This window comes from Amycolatopsis endophytica, from assembly GCF_013410405.1.
Classification (GTDB): domain Bacteria; phylum Actinomycetota; class Actinomycetes; order Mycobacteriales; family Pseudonocardiaceae; genus Amycolatopsis_E; species Amycolatopsis_E endophytica.
Genome location: NZ_JACCFK010000001.1, coordinates 2,659,788 through 2,676,084 on the forward strand (window position 1 = coordinate 2,659,788; position 16,297 = coordinate 2,676,084).

A 16,297-nucleotide genomic window follows, 5' to 3' on the forward strand; every position below is an offset into this window, starting at 1 on the left:
CAAGACCTCTTACGAGCCGTGCCGCTCCTCGACCTGCCTGCGCATCCGCTCCTCGCGCTCACGCAGCTCCGGCGTCATGGCGTCGCCGAAGTCGTCCTCGGAGGCGACCTGCCGGATCTCGATCGTCGTGTCACGGAACGGCGCCCGCTTCATCCACTCGATGACCTCCGCACGCGAGGACACCTCAAGGATCCAGAAGCCCGCGATCAGCTCCTTGGTTTCGGTGAACGGGCCGTCGAGCACCGTCGTGCCCTGGTCCGAGTAACGCAGCCGGGCGCCCTTCGAGCTGGGGAGCAGCCCCTCGCCCGCGAGCATCACGCCTGCCTTGACCAGCTCCTCGTTGAACTTGCCCATCTCGGTGAGTTCCTGCTCGGTGGGCATCGCGCCGCCCTCGGTGGTCTCGTCGGCCTTGACCAGAACCATGAACTTCATCGTCTTCTCCCTGCTCTCGTGGGACGTCACGATGACATCGATCGAGGACCGGGCGAATCGACAAAGCCGGACAATTTTCTTTCGCGAACTCTCCCGGCGGGCGCCGTAGGGTCTCCAGCGTGTCCGTCCGTGAACTCGTCGTGCTGGGAACCGGCAGCCAAGTGCCGACCCGCACCCGCAACCACAACGGTTACCTGCTGCGCTGGGACGGTGAAGGTCTGCTGTTCGACCCCGGCGAAGGCACCCAGCGGCAGATGCTGTTCGCCGGGGTGGCCGCCAGTTCGATCACGCGCATCTGCCTGACCCACTTCCACGGCGACCACTGCCTGGGCGTGCCGGGTGTGGTGCAGCGGTTGTCGCTGGACGGCGTGCGGCACCCGGTCATCGCGCACTTCCCCGAGTCCGGCGCCGAGTACTTCGCGCGGCTCCGGCACGCGAGCGTGTTCCACGAGACGGCGGAGCTGGTGGAGTCGCCGGTGTCGGGGCCGGGTGTGATCGCGACGGGCGGCTTTGGTCACTTGGTGGCGCGGCGACTGGAACATCCGGTGGAGTCGTTCGGGTACCAGCTGGTCGAGCCGGACACGCACCGGATGCTGCCGGAGCGGTTGACCGCGCTCGGTCTCCACGGCCCGTCCGTCGGCAGGCTGCGGCGTGAGGGCGCGATCGAGGTCGGCGGGCGCAGGGTGGAGCTGGCGGAAGTCAGCGAGCCCCGCCGCGGGCAACGGTTCGCCTTCGTGATGGACACCCGGTTGTGCGACGGGGTGTTCGAGCTGGCCGAGGGTGCCGACCTGCTGGTGATCGAGTCGACGTTCCTCTCCGCGGACGCCGCGCTGGCCGCTGAGTACGGCCACCTCACGGCGGCGCAGGCCGGACGGGTGGCGGCCGAGTGCGGGGTGCGGAAGCTGGTGCTGTCGCACTTCTCGCAGCGGTACGCCGACCCCGGACTCTTCCGGGTGGAGGCGGCGGAAGCCTTCGGTGGCGAGATCGTGGTCGCGGAGGACGTCAGCCGCGTGCCGGTGCCGGTCAGGAGCCCGGGGCGGGCCCGGCCGGACTCCCGCGGCGACGAGGCGCGTATCACACATGTGGGGGATATGCGCAGGTAGTAGAGGTGTGGGGCCACCGGACCTGGGTAGCCACTGGATCGAAAGCGCTTCAGAAACGGGGCGCGGGTTGCTCCTGCAACGGGAAGGGAGAGAGGCCAGTGGCAACGTCCAACCTGGCGGCGGTCGACTTCGGCCAGGGTGTGTCCAACGCCTGGAGCGCGGTGGCGACCTTCGTGCCGAAGTTCATCGCGTTCCTGGTGATCCTCGCGATCGGCTGGTTCATCGCCAAAGCACTGGGCAAGCTCGTCGGCAAGATCCTCGGGCGGGTCGGGTTCGACCGGGTGGTCGAGCGGGGCGGCATCAAACAGATGCTCGCCAAGAGCAAGTACGACGCGTCCGACATCATCGCCAAGCTCGTGTACTACGCGGTGCTGCTGATCACCCTGCAGTTCGCCTTCGGCGTGTGGGGCCCGAACCCGGTGAGCGGGCTGCTGTCGGGCATCGTCGCGTGGCTGCCGAAGGCCGCGGTCGCGATCATCATCGTGGTCATCGCCGGTGCGATCGCCCGCGCGGTGAAGGACATGATCGGCAGCGCGCTGAGCGGCCTGTCCTACGGCAAGACGCTGGGCACGATCGCCGCGGTGTTCATCTGGGCGCTGGGCATCATCGCGGCGCTGAACCAGATCGGCGTCGCCACGACCGTCACCACACCGGTGCTGGTCACCGTGCTCGCGATGGTCGCCGGTGTCGTCATCGTCGGTGCCGGTGGTGGCCTGGTGCGGCCGATGCAGCAGCGCTGGGAGCGCTGGCTGGGCCGTGCCGAGGAGCAGATCCCGGCGGCACGCGCGCACGCCGAGGCATACCAGCGGGGACGTGAGGACGCCAGCCGCGCGACCACCGCCCCGACCGCCGAGGAGGCCACGCAGGAGATGCGCAGCCCGACCGGTTCGGTGAGCTCCGAGACCGGCACCATGCGCCCGCCGGAGAGCTTCCGGTAAGCCAGGGGAGCACAGGGAGAGACGGCCGGTCCGGCGACGGACCGGCCGTTCCCCGTGTCAGCGCGGTTCGAGTTCGGCGCCGTACCGCGGGGCGTCCATCGAGGTGGCCAGCGAGCAGACCGCGAGCAGCCGGAAGGTGAGCCAGTCCATCGGGCCGGACTCGGGCCCGTGCGGCACGGTGAGCCGCCATCCGGCTTCGCGCGCGTGGTCGAGCAGCCCGCGTGCGTAGCCGGCGAGCAGCACGACACCTCCGACCGCCGCGGAACTTTCCACGCCGGCGGCGAGGATGTCGCGCACCGCCGCCGAGTGCTGGTCGACGACCGCGGCCAGTCCCGGCGCGGTCGCGACGGCGGCGACGAGCCCCGCGGCACCGAGCTGACTGTGCAGGTGATCCAGTGTCCGGCGGGACGATCGTTCCGCCCAGACCGCGGCCAAACCGAACATGACTTCCACGGTAGCTCTCGATTTCCGTGCCGTGGACGCGGGTTTGCACGATCGACATGGTTCCGTTCCTCGGCGCGGGAACGGGCTGTGAGCGGCGGATCACCGGAAGCTTCCGCCGCGAGTGCCCAACGTCACCAAGCGCTCGGCGGCGGCAGCCGCGTCACGCAGCGTCACCGTTGTCGACCGGGTGAACGGGGCTCCTCCAGCAGCATCGCGCGCAGGAGTTCGACCGCCTGGCGGCGGATCTGCACCGAGTCACCGTGACCGCCGATCGTCCAGAGCAGCTCGGCCAGCGCGCAGCCCGCCGTCTTCTGCAGCGAACCCAGGTACAGCGCGAAATGGTGCGCCCAGCGGCCGTGCAGGGTCACCAGCAGTTCATCGCCGAACTGGTTGCGCAGCAAGATCGTCTCGCCCTCGCGCGCCTCGGTCCAGAACGGCAGCGCGCCCGCCGTCGAGCGCCACCCCTCCGCCAGCTCGGCGATCCGTTTCCGCTCCAGGCGGTCTTCCTCGTCCTGCCGGTTCATCGTGCACTCCCTACCCTCCGTGCACGACGCTAGAACAGGTGTTCGATGATCACAAGCTCGGGGTGGGTGCCGTCTCAGGGGCGGTTTCCGGCTCCGCGGGCCGCACCTGGACCTCGAAACCGTACCCGGCCGACGCCGGGAAACCGCCCTCGCCGATGGCCTGGATCGCGACGCTGTCGCCGGGGAAAAGGTAACCGGAACCCTGGACGGGACCGGGAATCGTGCCACACGGGAACATTTCCGTGTGCCAGTCCTCGCGTGGCGAGCGGTAACGCACCCCCATTTTCGGCGTGCTCAACATCTGCGCGGACGGGCATGTGCCGGAAAGGTTCAGCTCGATCGAATAGGCCTGGTCGCCGTCCTTCGTCACGCTGCCGTCGATGCGCAGGCTCCACCCGTTGGCGTAGTACGACGTCAGGAAGACCGGCTCGGCGGAAGCGGGCGCGACGGCGAACAGGGACGAGCACGCGGCGGCGGCCAGTACGGCGATCTTTCGCATGATTCCGACGGTGGCAAGCCGGTGTGGGGTACGCAAACCGCACGTGTCCCTCGAAGGAGGGTCACTTCCAGTGTGCCGCTCCGAGCGCGATCAGTTTCAGTCGTTTCTCCGCGGTCGCCAGAACGCGTTCGTCGGTTTCCGGCACCGTTTCGATCAGTTCCAGCGCGGTGGCCAGGAGCATGGTGACGATCAGCTCGGCCAGCATCCGCAGGTCCTCGTTGCGCCATGAGCGCAGGCAGCCGAACCGGGCGAGGTCGATGGCCAGCTCTCCGGCGAACAACCGCAACTCGGTGCGCGCGGCCTGCGGCACGGCGCCCGTCCCGCCGTGCCGTTCCCGGGTGAGGAAACGGAAGTGCGTCTCATGTTTGCGGGTGTAGTCGTGCAGTGTGGTGACGACCGTGTGGACGACGTCGTCGAGGTCGGTGCCCGCGTCCCGCGCCGTGTCCAGCATCCGCCGCAGGATGTCCATCGACTGCCCGAGCAGGACCAGCCCCAGCTCGTCCATCGAGGTGAAGTGCCGGTAGAAGGCGGTCGGCACGATCTCGGCCCGCTTGGTCACCTCGCGCAGGCTCAGTACCGCGAAGGGCCGGTCGGCGAGCTGGGCGAGCGCGGCGTCCAGCAGCGCCTGGCGGGTGCGCTGCTTGCGCTCCTGCCTGCTCACCGGTTTCACGGGCTCGGCCGACACGTCGGCGATCCTACGTCCGGCTTCGGGTGCGACCTCCGTCACGCCGTACCTCCCTGGGTTGACAGCGACCCTGCCGGGTGCGCCACCATTGAGTGTACAAGTGTTCTCCGAAATCGATCCCCCGTGGAGGAACCATGCGGCTCGCCGCGCTGGCCGAGGCGCTGCTCACCCCGCACGGCATCGACCGCTACCTCGAACTCGTCCACCCGATGCTCGTCCGCCGTGAGCTCCGGGGCGAGGTCACGGCCGTCGAGCACCAGACGGCGGACACGGTCACCCTGACCCTGCGGCCGAGCTCCGCGTGGCGCGGTTTCCAGGCCGGGCAGTACGTGCGGGTCTCGGTCGACATCGACGGCGTCCGGCGCACCCGCTGCTACTCGCCCGCCGGGTCGCAGCACCGGGCCGGGCAGCTGGAGCTGACGATCAAGGAGCAGGGCCTGGTGTCCGGGCACCTCCAGCGGATGCGGCCGGGGCAGGTCGTCGGGCTGTCCCAGGCCGACGGCGCGTTCACCCTGCCCGGGCGGCGTCCCAAGCGGCTGCTGATGATCAGTGGCGGCAGCGGGATCACGCCGCTGATGGCGATGCTGCGCACGCTCGCCGACGAGGGTCACGACGGCGAAGTCGTGTTCCTGCACTACGCCAACACCCCCGCGGACCTGCTCTACGCAGGCGAACTCGCGCGCCAGGCGCCGAACGTGCGCGTCGTGACCGCGTACACGCACGCGGGCGACGGGTTCTTCTCACGGAAGCACCTGGTGGCGGCAGCCCCGTGGTACGCCGACGCGCCCGCCTACGTCTGCGGTCCGGCGCCGCTGATGGACGCGGTGCGGGCCGTCTACGACCGGGAGAAGTTGGGTGCACAACTGATCACCGAAGAGTTCACGCCGCCGGAACTGGTGATCGACGAAACCGCCGCCGAGGGCACCGTGCGGTTCGCCCACAGCGGCGTCGAGTTCCCCAACTCCGGCCGCCCGCTGCTGGAACAGGCCGAGGAGGCCGGGCTGTCCCCGGAGCACGGGTGCCGCATGGGCATCTGCTTCTCCTGCACCAAGGTCAAGGCCCGCGGCCGGGTGCGCAACGCGAAGTCGGGCGAGGTGTCCGGCGAAGACAACGAAGAGATCCAGCTCTGCATCTCAGTCCCCGCCGGGGACGTCGAAATCGACGCGTAAAGGAGACCTCATGACCGGCCTGCAGGACCGGCTCACGCCGGAGCAGATCGAGGCGTTCGGCCGCGAGATGGACGCGATCCGGCAGCGGATCGTCGCCGATCTCGGCCAGGACGACGTCGACTACATCATGAACGTCATCAGGACCCAGCGCGGACTGGAGGTCGCCGGGCGCGCCCTGCTGTTCGCCGGGTTCTTCCCGCCGGCGTGGCTGGCGGGCGTCGGTGCGCTGTCGCTGGCCAAGATCCTCGACAACATGGAGATCGGCCACAACGTCATGCACGGTCAGTACGACTGGACGCGCATCCCCGAGCTGAGCTCGCAGAAGTTCGAGTGGGACACGATGGCGCCCGCCGAGAACTGGCGGCACTCGCACAACTACATCCACCACACGTTCACCAACGTCCTCGACAAGGACCGCGACATCGGGTACGGCATCCTGCGCATCGACCCGGCGCAGAAGTGGCACCCGTACTACCTGGGCAATCCGGTGTACGCGACCGTGCTGGCGTTCATCTTCCAGTGGGGCGTGATGCTGCACGACCTGGAGTTCGACCGGATCGTCCGCGGCGAGCGGAAGTGGTCGGACCCGGAGCTCAAGCAGATGCGCGCGCGGATGGCGCCGAAGGCGGTGAAGCAGGTCGGCAAGGACTACGTGCTGTTCCCGCTGCTCACCGGCCCGCTCGCGCCGCTGACGTTCCTCGGCAACGCGACCGCGAACCTGACCCGCAACCTGTGGGCGTTCGCGATCATCTTCTGCGGCCACTTCCCCTCCGACGTGGAGAGCTTCACCGAGGAGGAGACCGAGAACGAGTCGCGTGGTCAGTGGTACCTGCGGCAGATCCTCGGCTCGGCCAACATCACCGGCGGGCCGCTGTTCCACATCCTGAGCGGGAACCTGTCGCACCAGATCGAGCACCACCTGTTCCCGGACATCCCGGCGCGGCGGTACCCGCAGATCGCGGCCGAAGTGCGTGCCATCTGCGAGAAGTACGGCTTGCCGTACAACACCGGCCCGTTGCGCAAGCAGCTGTGGTCGGTGGCGAAGAAGATCGTCAAGTTCGCGTTGCCACCGAAGCCGCAGCGCAGCGCTCCCGAGCCCGATACGCTGGCGCGCGACAAGGTTTCTCGAGCGGCGTGAAGGGCTGAGTGATGGTCGACCCCATCGAGAGCGGGAAGGACACCGTCCAGGTGCTCACCGAATCGGCAGCCACCCACATCGGCAACATCGCCACCATCCTCACCGGCGCGGTGCGCGACATCGCCCGCGAGACGGGCGACTGGATGAGCGACCTGTTCGAGATGCGCGAAGCAGCCCGCCGCGCGAACGCCGACACGCGCCACGACGACTGACCCGCCGCGAGTCCCCCGCTCCCGCGCGCGAGTCCCACGTTCCGGCGGGTGCCGCGACGGCGGATTGCCCGCGAGCGTGGAACTCGCCGTCGGGAGTGTGGGACTCGCGGTCGGGAGTGTGGGACTCGCGCGTGTGCCGGGCGCGGTCGGCGTCAGCGGTGGTGGCGCCCGTCGCGGTCGTGGTCCCAGTCGTGGCCCCAGTCGCGGTCGTGGCGGTTCCGGTCGTCCCAGTCGCCGTACCGCGGCGGGTCGAAGTGGGGCACCGTGTACTGCGGGATGTCGAACCGCGGCATCTGCACGCGCGGCATCTGCCGCTGTTGCCGCGTCTGCTTCGGCGCGGCCTGCCGAGTCGTCTTCTTCGTGGTCGTGGGAGATGACGTCTTCGGTGCCTCGGTCTGCTGCGGCGCGGCGACCTGCTTCGTCTCGGCGACCGGGAGGATGCCGCTGAACCGGCCCTCGGTCGCGAGGATCTCGGCCTGCTCACCCGGATCGCTGACCGTCGGCTCCTGCGGTGCGGCGTGCCCACCGGCGAGGCTGACCGGCTCCGGGGTGCCCGGCCCGGAGATCCATCCGCCGACGAGCATCGCGCCGGCGAGGGTGAGCCCGGCGCCCGCGGTGGCCAGGACCAGCGGCCGGTGGCGCCGCTCCTTGGCAGGTGGCGTGTCGGCCTCGACGGACACGATCAACGGCTCGGCGGGCGAGTCCCCGGACGGCCCGTCGATGACCGCCGCGTCCGGCACGACGGCGTCGAAGACGATGGTCTCGGACGTCGAAGCCTCGACGGGCGCTGCGGGAGCCGCCGGCGGTGACGCCACCGGCGTGGTGGCCAGCGCGGCGGGCGTCGCCTCGCCGCTCATCCGGCCGGGCGCAGTCGTCCGCCCGGTGCGGTCGCCTTCGTCGCTGCCGCGCGACGTCGCCCCGACCGTGCCGGCCGAACCGAACGAACCGGTCCCGAACACCCGCATCCCGGCGGCGCCCGCGACGGGCGGGCGCTCCAGACGGCGCGGGGACTTCGAGTCGAGCACGGAGATCGCCGCGACCATGTTCGGCATCGTCATCTCGACCGGCGAGGGCTCGGGGACCCCGGCGCGGGAGTGACGCTGACGCACCGGGCGATCACTGCGAGCGAGCAGATCGGCGACGGTGGTCGTCCCGCTTCCGGCTCCCTTGCTGTGGGCACCCGTAGTCACAGGGCGTACCTTCCTCGTCACTCGTTCAGTGTCGCGCTCGGGATGACCTGACGCGCCTTGTATCGCCCGGGCCTCCAGTATCGGTACCACGGTGTGACGCAGGTCGCTCCATCGCGCGATCACAAACCCCTCAGGAGTGAAAGGGCACCACACTCCCGGGCCGCGCGCAAGCCCGGCCGAGGGCAGGTCCCTGTGGCAGGGTGAGGCCCGTGGCCACCCGCATTCGCTCCTGGCTGACCGACTGGACCATCCTCGCCCCTCTGGTGGCCATCGTCGCGCTGTTGTTCAGCTGGGGCCGGACGTTGCCGTTGCCGCTCGTCATCGTGGTCGCGCTGTGCCTGGCCGCGGCCGTGCTCGCCGCCGTCCACCACGCGGAGGTCGTCGCGCACCGGATCGGTGAGCCGTTCGGGTCACTCGTGCTGGCCGTCGCCGTCACGGTGATCGAAGTCGCCTTGATCGTCACTCTGATGGCTGACGGCGGTCCGAAAAGCGCCACTCTCGCGCGGGATACGGTGTTCGCCGCCGTGATGATCACCTGCAACGGCATCCTCGGTGTCTCACTGCTGGTCGGTGCGCTGCGGCACCGGGTCGCGGTGTTCAACGCCGAGGGCGCGGGTGCCGCGCTGGCGACCGTGGCGACGCTGGCCACGCTGAGCCTGGTCCTGCCTGCGTTCACGACCAGCCGTCCCGGTCCGGAGTTCTCGCCGGCGCAACTGGCCTTCGCGGGCGTGGCGTCGCTCGTGCTGTACGGGTTGTTCGTCGCGATGCAGACCTACCGGCACCGCGACTACTTCCTCCCGGTCAAGCAGGGCGCCGACGAGCACGCCGAACCACCCAGCGCCGGCGCGGCCTGGACGAGCCTGGCCTTCCTGCTGATCGCGCTCGTGGCGGTGGTCGGTGACGCGAAGGCGGTGTCCCCGGCGATCGAACGCGGGGTGGACAGCGCCGGACTGCCGCACGCGGTGGTCGGCGTGGTGATCGCGCTGCTCGTGCTGTTGCCGGAAACCCTCGCCGCGCTGCGGGCCGCCCTGCGCGACCGGATCCAGACCAGCCTCAACCTCGCGCTCGGTTCGGCGATGGCGAGCATCGGCCTGACCATTCCGGCCATCGCGCTCGCCTCGATCTGGCTGCCCGGCACGCTCGTGCTCGGCCTCGGCAGCACCCACCTGGTGCTCCTCGCGCTCACCGTGGTGACCGGCGTGCTGACCGTCGTGCCCGGCCGCGCGACCCCGCTGCAGGGCGGAGTGCACCTCGCGCTGCTGGCCGCGTTCATCTTCCTGGCGGTGAATCCCTAGCCACGCCACCACGTCGTCCACCGTGCCTCCTAGGTCGCCAGGATCGTGACCACCATCGCCGCGGTATCGCGGCCCAGGAAACCGCCGCCGTTTTCGGCCAGCGCGACACGGGCGCCGGGGACCTGGCGCGGCCCGCACCGGCCGCGCAGCTGGTCGGTCAGCTCCACGAGCTGGCCGCACCCGGTGGCGCCGATGGGATGTCCCTTCGCGAGCAGCCCGCCGCTGGGGTTGACCACGCAGCTGCCGCCCAGCCGGGTCTGCCCGGACCGCAGCAGCGCCGCCCCCTGGCCCTCGCCGCAGAGCCCGAGATCCTCGTACACCATCAGCTCGGCCGGGGCCGCCGCGTCGTGGATCTCCAGCACGTCCAGGTCCTCCGGGCCCAGCCCGGCGGAGTTGAACGCCCGCGTCGCCGCGCGCTGCAGCGAGCCCTTTTCGCCGTCGCCGGACACCAGCGCGCAACCCCGCACCCGCACACCCGAAACGCCGAGCGCGCGGGCACGGGCGGCCGAGCACACGACGATCGCGGCGGCACCGTCACCGAGCGGCGAGCACATGAGCACGGTCAGCGGTTCGGACACCAGACGGCTCGCCAGCACCTCGCCCGCGGTGACGCGTTCCCGGTACTGCGCCTTCGGGTTCAGCGACGCGTGGTCGTGGCTCTTCACCGACACCTCGGCGAAGTCGGCCGCGGTCGCGCCGGTGCGCGCCATGTACGCGCGGGTCTGCGCGGCGTAGATGTCCATGAACAACGAGCCCCTGCCCGCGCACTCGGTGTCCGTCCACTGCCTCAGCTCACCCGGTTCCAGCTGGTCGACAGCCGTGGCGATGGCGGCGAACGACTTCGTCTTGTCGTGGTGGGTCAGCTTTTCCACGCCGACCGCGAGCGCGACGTCGACGGCGCCACCCGCCACCGCGGTCACGGCGAGGTGGAACGCGGTGGACGCCGACGCGCAGGCGTTCTCGACGTTGACGATCGGCGCGCCGAGCAGCCCGGTGTGCCGCAACGCGACCTGGCCGCGGATCATCTCCTGACCGGTCAGCATCCCGGCCGCGGCGTTGGCGAAGAACACCATGCCGACCTCGGCCGGGGTCAGTCCGGCGTCGGCCAGCGCGTCGGACACGGCCTCCTCGGACAGCGACCGGATCGTGCTGCCGCCGAACTTCCCGAACCGGGTCATCGCGGCGCCGGCGATCACGACATCGGTCATGCTTGCCTCCTCTGCACGGACAGCGTCGCCCGTTCGCGGTCCCACGTCGAGAGGGTGTTGCCACGTGCGCGAAGAGCGGCGTACTGGTTGCGTCCAGTGGGAGCCTTGACCTGCCGTGGTTCAACGTTGGCATGAACACCGGAAAGAATGTGAAACGTTTTCTGGCGGCCGGTGCGATCACCGTGACCTCGCTCGGCGTCCTGCTGGGCACCGCGGGTACGGCGGCCGCCCAGGACCCGTACGGCAAGTACTCGACGAAGGCCAAGTGCGAGGCGGTCGGCAAGCCGCTGGTCTACGTCGGGGGCCACCGTGCTTACGAATGCGACTACCACGAATCGAGCCCGGCGAGCCAGCGGTGGTGGCTCTACGTCATCTGACGGGCGGCGCTCGCCGCGGCCAGCTCGGTGCGGTTCGTGACGCCGAGCTTGGCGTAGATGTGGGACAGGTGCGTCTTGACCGTGCTGCGGCTCATGAACAACCGGGTGCCGATCTCCGGGTTGCTGAGGCCCTGCACGGCCAGGCGCACCACACTCTCTTCGGTCGGGGTGAGGCTTTCCCAGCCGCTCGCCGGCCTGCCGCGCTTGCCACGGGGCCGCCGGGCGTAGGCGATCGCGTCCTGCAGTGACATGGCGGTGCTGGGCACGTCGCCGTGTGGCAGGCCCATCTCCCGTCGCGCGCGCTCGCATGCGTGCCGTAACGGTTCGTCGTGGGCGGAAAGTGCTTCCAGACTGCGCACGCAGGACAACCACAACCCGCGCTCGGCGCGGATCGCGAGCGCTTCGTGGTGCAGGTCGGCGGGATCGTCCGCGAGGTACGCCGACTGTTCGAGCGCGTCGGCGATCACCTTCGGCATGCCGGCCCGGCGGGCCGCGGTGAGGGCACGTGCACAGGCCGTGGCCGCCGCTTCGCGATCACCGGCCAGCCGGAGGGCCTCGGCGAGCCCGACCAGGGTGGGCGGAGTGAGGTGCTCGTCGTCGGCCTCGCGGCGGAACCACCCGATCGCCTCGGACGGCTCGCCCGACCACAGGTGCAGGTAGCCCTTCGCCCTGGCCAGACCCGGTACGAACGGCGGTGACTCGGCGCCGTCGACGAGCCGGACCATCGGGTCGAGCACCGCGCGGGCCTCGTCGATCCGCCCCGCGGTGCCCTCGATCGTCGCAAGGACGCTCGTCGCGGAGCCGATGCGGTGGTAGTCCTCCAACGGCCTCGCCACCCGCACGCTTTCGGTGGCGAGCTCGCGGGCCCGCTCCATCTGTCCGATGTGGAGCGCGGTGCTCGCCAGGAAGGCGAGCGCGGTCGAGGCCACCCCGCGGTCGTTGCGCCGGAGCAGCCCGTCGATCGCGTTTTCCAGCAGGGGAACGGCCTTTTCGTGGTCGTCGCGCAGGTGGTGGATGATGCCCAGCAGCGCGGTGGCCCCATCGCGGACGAAACCGTCGTCGCTCGTGCGTGCCCGGCCGGCGAGCGCGGCGGCGGAGTCGAAGTCACGAACGAGTTCGCTGAGCGCGTGCAGGAGCGTGGCCAGTCCGTCGTCCGGGACGATGTCGAGCGCGGCCCGTGCCGCGTCGTGTTCCACCGGCTGGGTGGTGTCGGCGACGAGGGCGAGTCCGGTCAGCAGGCGCGCCTGCAGTGCGGTGCCGTCGGGGCCGCGGTCGATCGCGTGGCGCAACAGCGTCAGGCCCTCGTGGCCACGGCCGCCCAGGTGCCACAGCCACGCCAGCGACGCGGCCAGCCGCCGCCCGCGGTCCGGATCGTCCGCGGCCAGGCCGAACTCGATCGCCGCACGCAGGTTCTCCTGGTCGGCGGCCACGATCGCGCGCCGCGCGTCCTTGTCCTTGCCGAGCAGGGGTTCGGCTTCCTCGGCGAGCGCCAGGAACGTGCCGAGGTGCCGCTCACGGACGTCCTGCTCCTCCCCGGAGGACACCAGCTTCGCGAGGGCGTACTGGCGGACCGTTTCCAGCATCCGGTACCGCGTGGAGGACCCGGCGGTGTCCGCGACGACGAGCGACTTGTCGACCAGCCGCCCGAGTCCGGTGAGGACTTCCATCCGAGCCGGACCGCACACGCCGGTGGCGGTACCGAGCGTGAAGCCGCCCCGGAACACGCCGAGCCGCCGGAACAACACGCGGTCGGGTTCGTCGAGCAGGTCGTGACTCCACGCCATGGACGCCGCGAGCGTCTGATGCCGTGCCGTCACCCCGCGCGGGCCGCGCACGAGCAGGGTGAACCGGTCGTCGAGGCCCCGCAGGATCTCGGGCACGGTGAGCGTGCCGGACCAGGCCGCGGCCAGCTCGATCGCCAGCGGAATCCCGTCCAGCCGCGCGCACAGCGTGCTCGTCGCGGTGTTCTCGCCGGTGCCCGAGCGGGCCCGGAAGAGCGCGACGGCGTCGGCGGCGCTGAGCGGGGGCACCCGCCAAACCCGTTCGCCCGGGATGCCGAGCGGTTCCCGGCTGGTGGCGAGGACGGTGACGTTCGGGCAGGCGGCGACCAGTTCGAGGGTGACTTCGGCGGCCGCGGCGAGCACGTGCTCGCAGTTGTCCAGGCACACCAGAACCCGGCGGTCGCCGATCTGCCGGGGCAGCGAGCCGTGGTCCGGGGTGAGCAGCGTTCCGGTCGCGGCGGCGAGCAGCTTCGGCACGACCGACGGATCCGCGGTGGCGGTGAGGTCGGCCCAGCACACGTCGTCCTGCCGCGCGGCGACCCGCAGCGCCAGCCGCGTCTTGCCGCACCCGCCCGGCCCGGCCACGGTGACCAGGCGGTTGGCCGCGAGTTCCGCCGTGAGCGCGTCCGGTTCCGGACCGCGCCCGACGAACGGGGTGACCTGCGGCGGCAGGGTGGCTGACATCGCGGATCAGTCTGCCACCTCCGAACGTGGCCAGGTGGCCGATATTCCCGGCCCGTGATCCGGGCAGATTGGGGCATGTCCGGTTCACGAGACGAAGGAGAACGAGAAATGAGCAAGGTCATCGCCAACATGTCCATGTCGCTCGACGGGTTCATCGCCGATCCCGGCGACGGCATCGACCTGCTGTTCGGCTGGATGGGCAACGGCGAGGTCGAGGTGCCGACCGCGGTGGAGTGGGCGACGTTCCGGATGTCGCCGTCGAGCGCCGAGTACATGAAGGCCGCGCTGGCGGGCGTCGGCGCGCTGATCGCCGGCCGCCACCTGTACGACATCACCCAGGGCTGGGGCGGCAGACACCCGATGGGCGTCCCGGTCGTGGTGGTCACCCACGAACCGCCCGCGGACGGGCCGTCGGACTTCCGCTTCGTGTCCGGCGTCGAGGAGGCGGTGCGGGTGGCGACCGAGCTGGCGGGCGGGAAGAACGTGGTGGTCGCGAGCGCGAAGATCGCCCAGCAGGCGCTGGACGCCGGACTGCTGGACGGCATCCACGTCGACCAGGTGCCGGTCCTGCTCGGCGAAGGTGTGCGCTGGTTCGAGAACCTGGGGAAGGCGCCGGTGCGCCTGGGCAACCCGACCGTCGTCGAGGGCAACGGGGTCACGCACCTGGCCTACGAGGTCACGCGGAGCTGAGGGGCGCGACGCGAGACCCGGTGCACTAGTGCGCATCGGGTCTACCTCAGGGATGGAGTGGGGTTTACCCCCGTTTTCGGTCGGTTTCCTTGCCAGGCTTCGCCTGCCATTCGTACGTTGTACGCATGGCCATCACGCCGATCGAAGTCCTGACCGCGGCCTTCCGCGACGATCCGCTGGCGCACTGGTTGTTCCCTGACGACGAGATGCGCTCGCGGGCCATGCCGTTCGTCTTCGGCGACGCCGTCGAGCGCTCCGCCGCCACCGGCGAGCTGATGGTGGACGGACCGGGCGTCGCGGTCTGGCTGCGGCTGGCGGCCGGTGAGCCGCCGTTCGGCGAACCGGATCCCCGCGAGCCGCGGCTGGCCGCGTTCACCGAGCTGCTGCGAGCCCGCCACCCGCACGATCGCGAGCACCTGTACCTGCCGTTCCTCGGTGTCGCGGAACCCGGTCGCGGGATCGGTTCGGCGCTGCTGACCAGCCGGCTGTCCCGCGCGGACGCGGAGGGGCTGCCGGCGTACCTGGAAGCGAGTTCGCCGAGGAGCGTGCCGCTGTACCGGCGGCACGGCTTCGAGTTCCTCGGCGAGCCGGTCACCCTGCCCGACGGCCCGCGGCTGTGGCCGATGTGGCGCGAACCCCGAGGAGAGAACCCATGACCGCGACCACGATCGCCGGCGGCCCCGGCGACTTCATGACCGTGCGGCTGCTGGAGCAGACCGGATCGCAGGAAGCGATCGGCGCCCGGCTGGCCGCGGAAGCCCGGACGGCCTACGGCTGGGCGCCGGTGGCGGCCGACCCGCGGATGGCTCGCGCGCGGTGCCGGTGGTTCGCCGAGCACTGGCCGCAGCACCACGCCCGGATCGCGGGCGCGGCCGATGCCCTCAGCGTCTCGGTGGAGACGCATCACCTGGACGGGCTCACCGGCGTGCCGCGGGGTTCAGCCTGCACGGTGACTTTCCTGCCGCCGTCGGTCACCAAGGAGGGGCATGGGCTGTTCGGCCGCAACTACGACTTCTTCACCACGAGCGCGACGGAGTTGTTCGCCCTGTTGTCGGGCGAGGCGGTCCGGTCCGGCGAGGCGCCGATGGCGTCGCGGCCGTACGTGCTCCGGACCCCCGGCGTGGTGGCGTTGACGATGAACGAACTCGACGGCTGCATGGAGGGCGTGAACTCGGCCGGTGTGACCGTGGCCCTGCTGATCGCCGACGCCGAATCGGCGAGCGCGCCCGTGCCCGCGGGCCCGCAGGTCGGATTGAGCCCGGTCCAGCTGCCGCGGTTCGTGCTGGACACCTGTGGCAGCGCGGAGGAGGCGCGGACCGCCCTGTTGCACGCCAAGCAGTACGACCTGGGCACCCCGTTGCACTACCTGATCGCCGACGCCTCGGGCGACGCGTTCGTGTGGGAGCGGGCGCCCGGCGGCGCCGAGTACATCCACGACCTCGCGGACGGCCCGCTGTGCCTGACCAACCACCCGCTCCACCGCTACCCGGCCGCCTCGGACCTGCCGCCGGACAACGAGGAAACGATGCGGACCTTCCACCGCTACCGCACGATCGCCGAGGAGGTCGGCGAAGGGCTCCAGTCGGCCGAATCACTGCGCGAGGCGCTTTCGAAGGTCGCCATCACGGCCGCGACCGCCGACGGGCTCCCGGCTCGCACCCTGTGGCGCTCGGTCTTCGACGTGCCCACCGCGACCATGTCGACGCACTTCTACCTGGGCGACGCCGAGGACGGAATCCCGCGCTACAGCGAGGAGCTGAGTTTCCGGGCTGGCTGAGGGGTCGGCCTGAGGCCGCTCGATCAACGGACAGTGCGCATCGTCTGAATCCCTGTACGCCCCGACCGTTTCCTGGTAGCGTTTTGTGCACTGGGGTATGTGTGACCGTCCGTGGGGACGGGTGGTCACGCATTGTTTTCTATCATTTTGG

At 70.6% G+C, this 16,297-nt stretch carries 18 protein-coding genes; 10 read left to right on the forward strand and 8 right to left on the reverse strand.

Annotated elements, in window-relative coordinates:
• Positions 1-9 precede the first annotated feature (9 nt).
• The gene (locus tag HNR02_RS13250; RefSeq protein WP_179773492.1) at positions 10-432 is read right to left on the reverse strand and encodes a YciI family protein; all 423 of its coding nucleotides are present in this window, start codon (positions 430-432) and stop codon (positions 10-12) included.
• A gap of 119 nt (positions 433-551) precedes the next feature.
• Here HNR02_RS13250 and HNR02_RS13255 point away from each other — a divergent pair, with 119 nt between their 5' ends.
• Together HNR02_RS13255 and HNR02_RS13260 are read left to right on the forward strand one after the other, a co-directional pair.
• Positions 552-1,535, forward strand: a complete 984-nt coding sequence (locus tag HNR02_RS13255; protein ID WP_179773493.1) for a ribonuclease Z — start codon at positions 552-554, stop codon at positions 1,533-1,535.
• Between the two features lie 98 nt (positions 1,536-1,633).
• Positions 1,634-2,473, forward strand: coding sequence for a mechanosensitive ion channel family protein (locus HNR02_RS13260; RefSeq protein WP_179773494.1), 840 nt, complete (start codon positions 1,634-1,636; stop codon positions 2,471-2,473).
• 57 nt (positions 2,474-2,530) lie between these two features.
• Here HNR02_RS13260 and HNR02_RS13265 read toward each other — a convergent pair whose 3' ends face one another.
• From HNR02_RS13265 to HNR02_RS13280, 4 genes are all read right to left on the reverse strand, one after another.
• Positions 2,531-2,917 (reverse strand): DUF6401 family natural product biosynthesis protein, encoded by a 387-nt coding sequence (locus HNR02_RS13265; RefSeq protein ID WP_179773495.1) that lies wholly within the window; start codon positions 2,915-2,917, stop codon positions 2,531-2,533.
• Positions 2,918-3,087: 170 nt separating this feature from the next.
• Positions 3,088-3,441 (reverse strand): hypothetical protein, encoded by a 354-nt coding sequence (locus HNR02_RS13270; protein WP_179773496.1) that lies wholly within the window; start codon positions 3,439-3,441, stop codon positions 3,088-3,090.
• 49 nt (positions 3,442-3,490) lie between these two features.
• Positions 3,491-3,940 carry a hypothetical protein gene (locus HNR02_RS13275; RefSeq protein WP_179773497.1) on the reverse strand — a complete coding sequence of 150 codons (450 nt, stop codon included), beginning with the start codon at positions 3,938-3,940 and terminating at the stop codon, positions 3,491-3,493.
• A 61-nt stretch (positions 3,941-4,001) separates the two neighbouring features.
• Positions 4,002-4,667 (reverse strand): TetR family transcriptional regulator, encoded by a 666-nt coding sequence (locus tag HNR02_RS13280; protein WP_312860991.1) that lies wholly within the window; start codon positions 4,665-4,667, stop codon positions 4,002-4,004.
• Between the two features lie 92 nt (positions 4,668-4,759).
• Between HNR02_RS13280 and HNR02_RS13285 the strand changes: the two genes are divergently transcribed.
• The 3 genes from HNR02_RS13285 to HNR02_RS13295 are packed head-to-tail and all read left to right on the forward strand — an operon-like array spanning position 4,760 to position 7,144.
• Positions 4,760-5,794 carry a ferredoxin reductase gene (locus tag HNR02_RS13285; protein WP_179773498.1) on the forward strand — a complete coding sequence of 345 codons (1,035 nt, stop codon included), beginning with the start codon at positions 4,760-4,762 and terminating at the stop codon, positions 5,792-5,794.
• A 10-nt stretch (positions 5,795-5,804) separates the two neighbouring features.
• Positions 5,805-6,932: a fatty acid desaturase family protein gene (locus HNR02_RS13290; RefSeq protein ID WP_179773499.1), complete on the forward strand. Its 1,128-nt coding sequence runs from the start codon at positions 5,805-5,807 to the stop codon at positions 6,930-6,932.
• An 11-nt stretch (positions 6,933-6,943) separates the two neighbouring features.
• Positions 6,944-7,144 (forward strand): hypothetical protein, encoded by a 201-nt coding sequence (locus HNR02_RS13295; RefSeq protein WP_179773500.1) that lies wholly within the window; start codon positions 6,944-6,946, stop codon positions 7,142-7,144.
• Between the two features lie 152 nt (positions 7,145-7,296).
• On the opposite strand, the gene HNR02_RS13300 is transcribed toward HNR02_RS13295, so the two are convergent.
• Positions 7,297-8,334, reverse strand: a complete 1,038-nt coding sequence (locus HNR02_RS13300) for a hypothetical protein (protein ID WP_179773501.1) — start codon at positions 8,332-8,334, stop codon at positions 7,297-7,299.
• A 209-nt stretch (positions 8,335-8,543) separates the two neighbouring features.
• On the opposite strand from HNR02_RS13300, the gene HNR02_RS13305 reads away from it, so the two are divergent.
• Positions 8,544-9,629 (forward strand): calcium:cation antiporter, encoded by a 1,086-nt coding sequence (locus HNR02_RS13305; protein WP_179773502.1) that lies wholly within the window; start codon positions 8,544-8,546, stop codon positions 9,627-9,629.
• 29 nt (positions 9,630-9,658) lie between these two features.
• Here the strand turns inward: HNR02_RS13305 and HNR02_RS13310 are convergent, their stop codons facing one another.
• On the reverse strand, positions 9,659-10,837 hold the full coding sequence (locus HNR02_RS13310) for a thiolase family protein (RefSeq protein ID WP_179773503.1): 1,179 nt from the start codon (positions 10,835-10,837) through the stop codon (positions 9,659-9,661).
• Positions 10,838-10,986: 149 nt separating this feature from the next.
• Here HNR02_RS13310 and HNR02_RS13315 point away from each other — a divergent pair, with 149 nt between their 5' ends.
• The gene (locus tag HNR02_RS13315) at positions 10,987-11,214 is read left to right on the forward strand and encodes a hypothetical protein (protein WP_179773504.1); all 228 of its coding nucleotides are present in this window, start codon (positions 10,987-10,989) and stop codon (positions 11,212-11,214) included.
• Here HNR02_RS13315 and HNR02_RS13320 read toward each other — a convergent pair.
• Positions 11,202-13,679: a helix-turn-helix transcriptional regulator gene (locus HNR02_RS13320; protein WP_179773505.1), complete on the reverse strand. Its 2,478-nt coding sequence runs from the start codon at positions 13,677-13,679 to the stop codon at positions 11,202-11,204. The genes HNR02_RS13315 and HNR02_RS13320 overlap by 13 nt on opposite strands.
• Positions 13,680-13,787: 108 nt before the next feature.
• Between HNR02_RS13320 and HNR02_RS13325 the strand changes: the two genes are divergently transcribed.
• The 3 genes from HNR02_RS13325 to HNR02_RS13335 all read left to right on the forward strand — a co-directional run bounded on the left by HNR02_RS13325 (position 13,788) and on the right by HNR02_RS13335 (position 16,146).
• Entirely contained in the window at positions 13,788-14,369 is a 582-nt protein-coding gene (locus HNR02_RS13325) for a dihydrofolate reductase family protein (protein WP_179773506.1), read from the forward strand.
• 125 nt (positions 14,370-14,494) lie between these two features.
• On the forward strand, positions 14,495-15,025 hold the full coding sequence (locus HNR02_RS13330; protein WP_179773507.1) for a GNAT family N-acetyltransferase: 531 nt from the start codon (positions 14,495-14,497) through the stop codon (positions 15,023-15,025).
• Entirely contained in the window at positions 15,022-16,146 is a 1,125-nt protein-coding gene (locus HNR02_RS13335) for a C45 family autoproteolytic acyltransferase/hydrolase (protein WP_179773508.1), read from the forward strand. Before HNR02_RS13330 ends, HNR02_RS13335 begins: the two co-directional genes overlap by 4 nt.
• Positions 16,147-16,297: the final 151 nt, after the last annotated feature.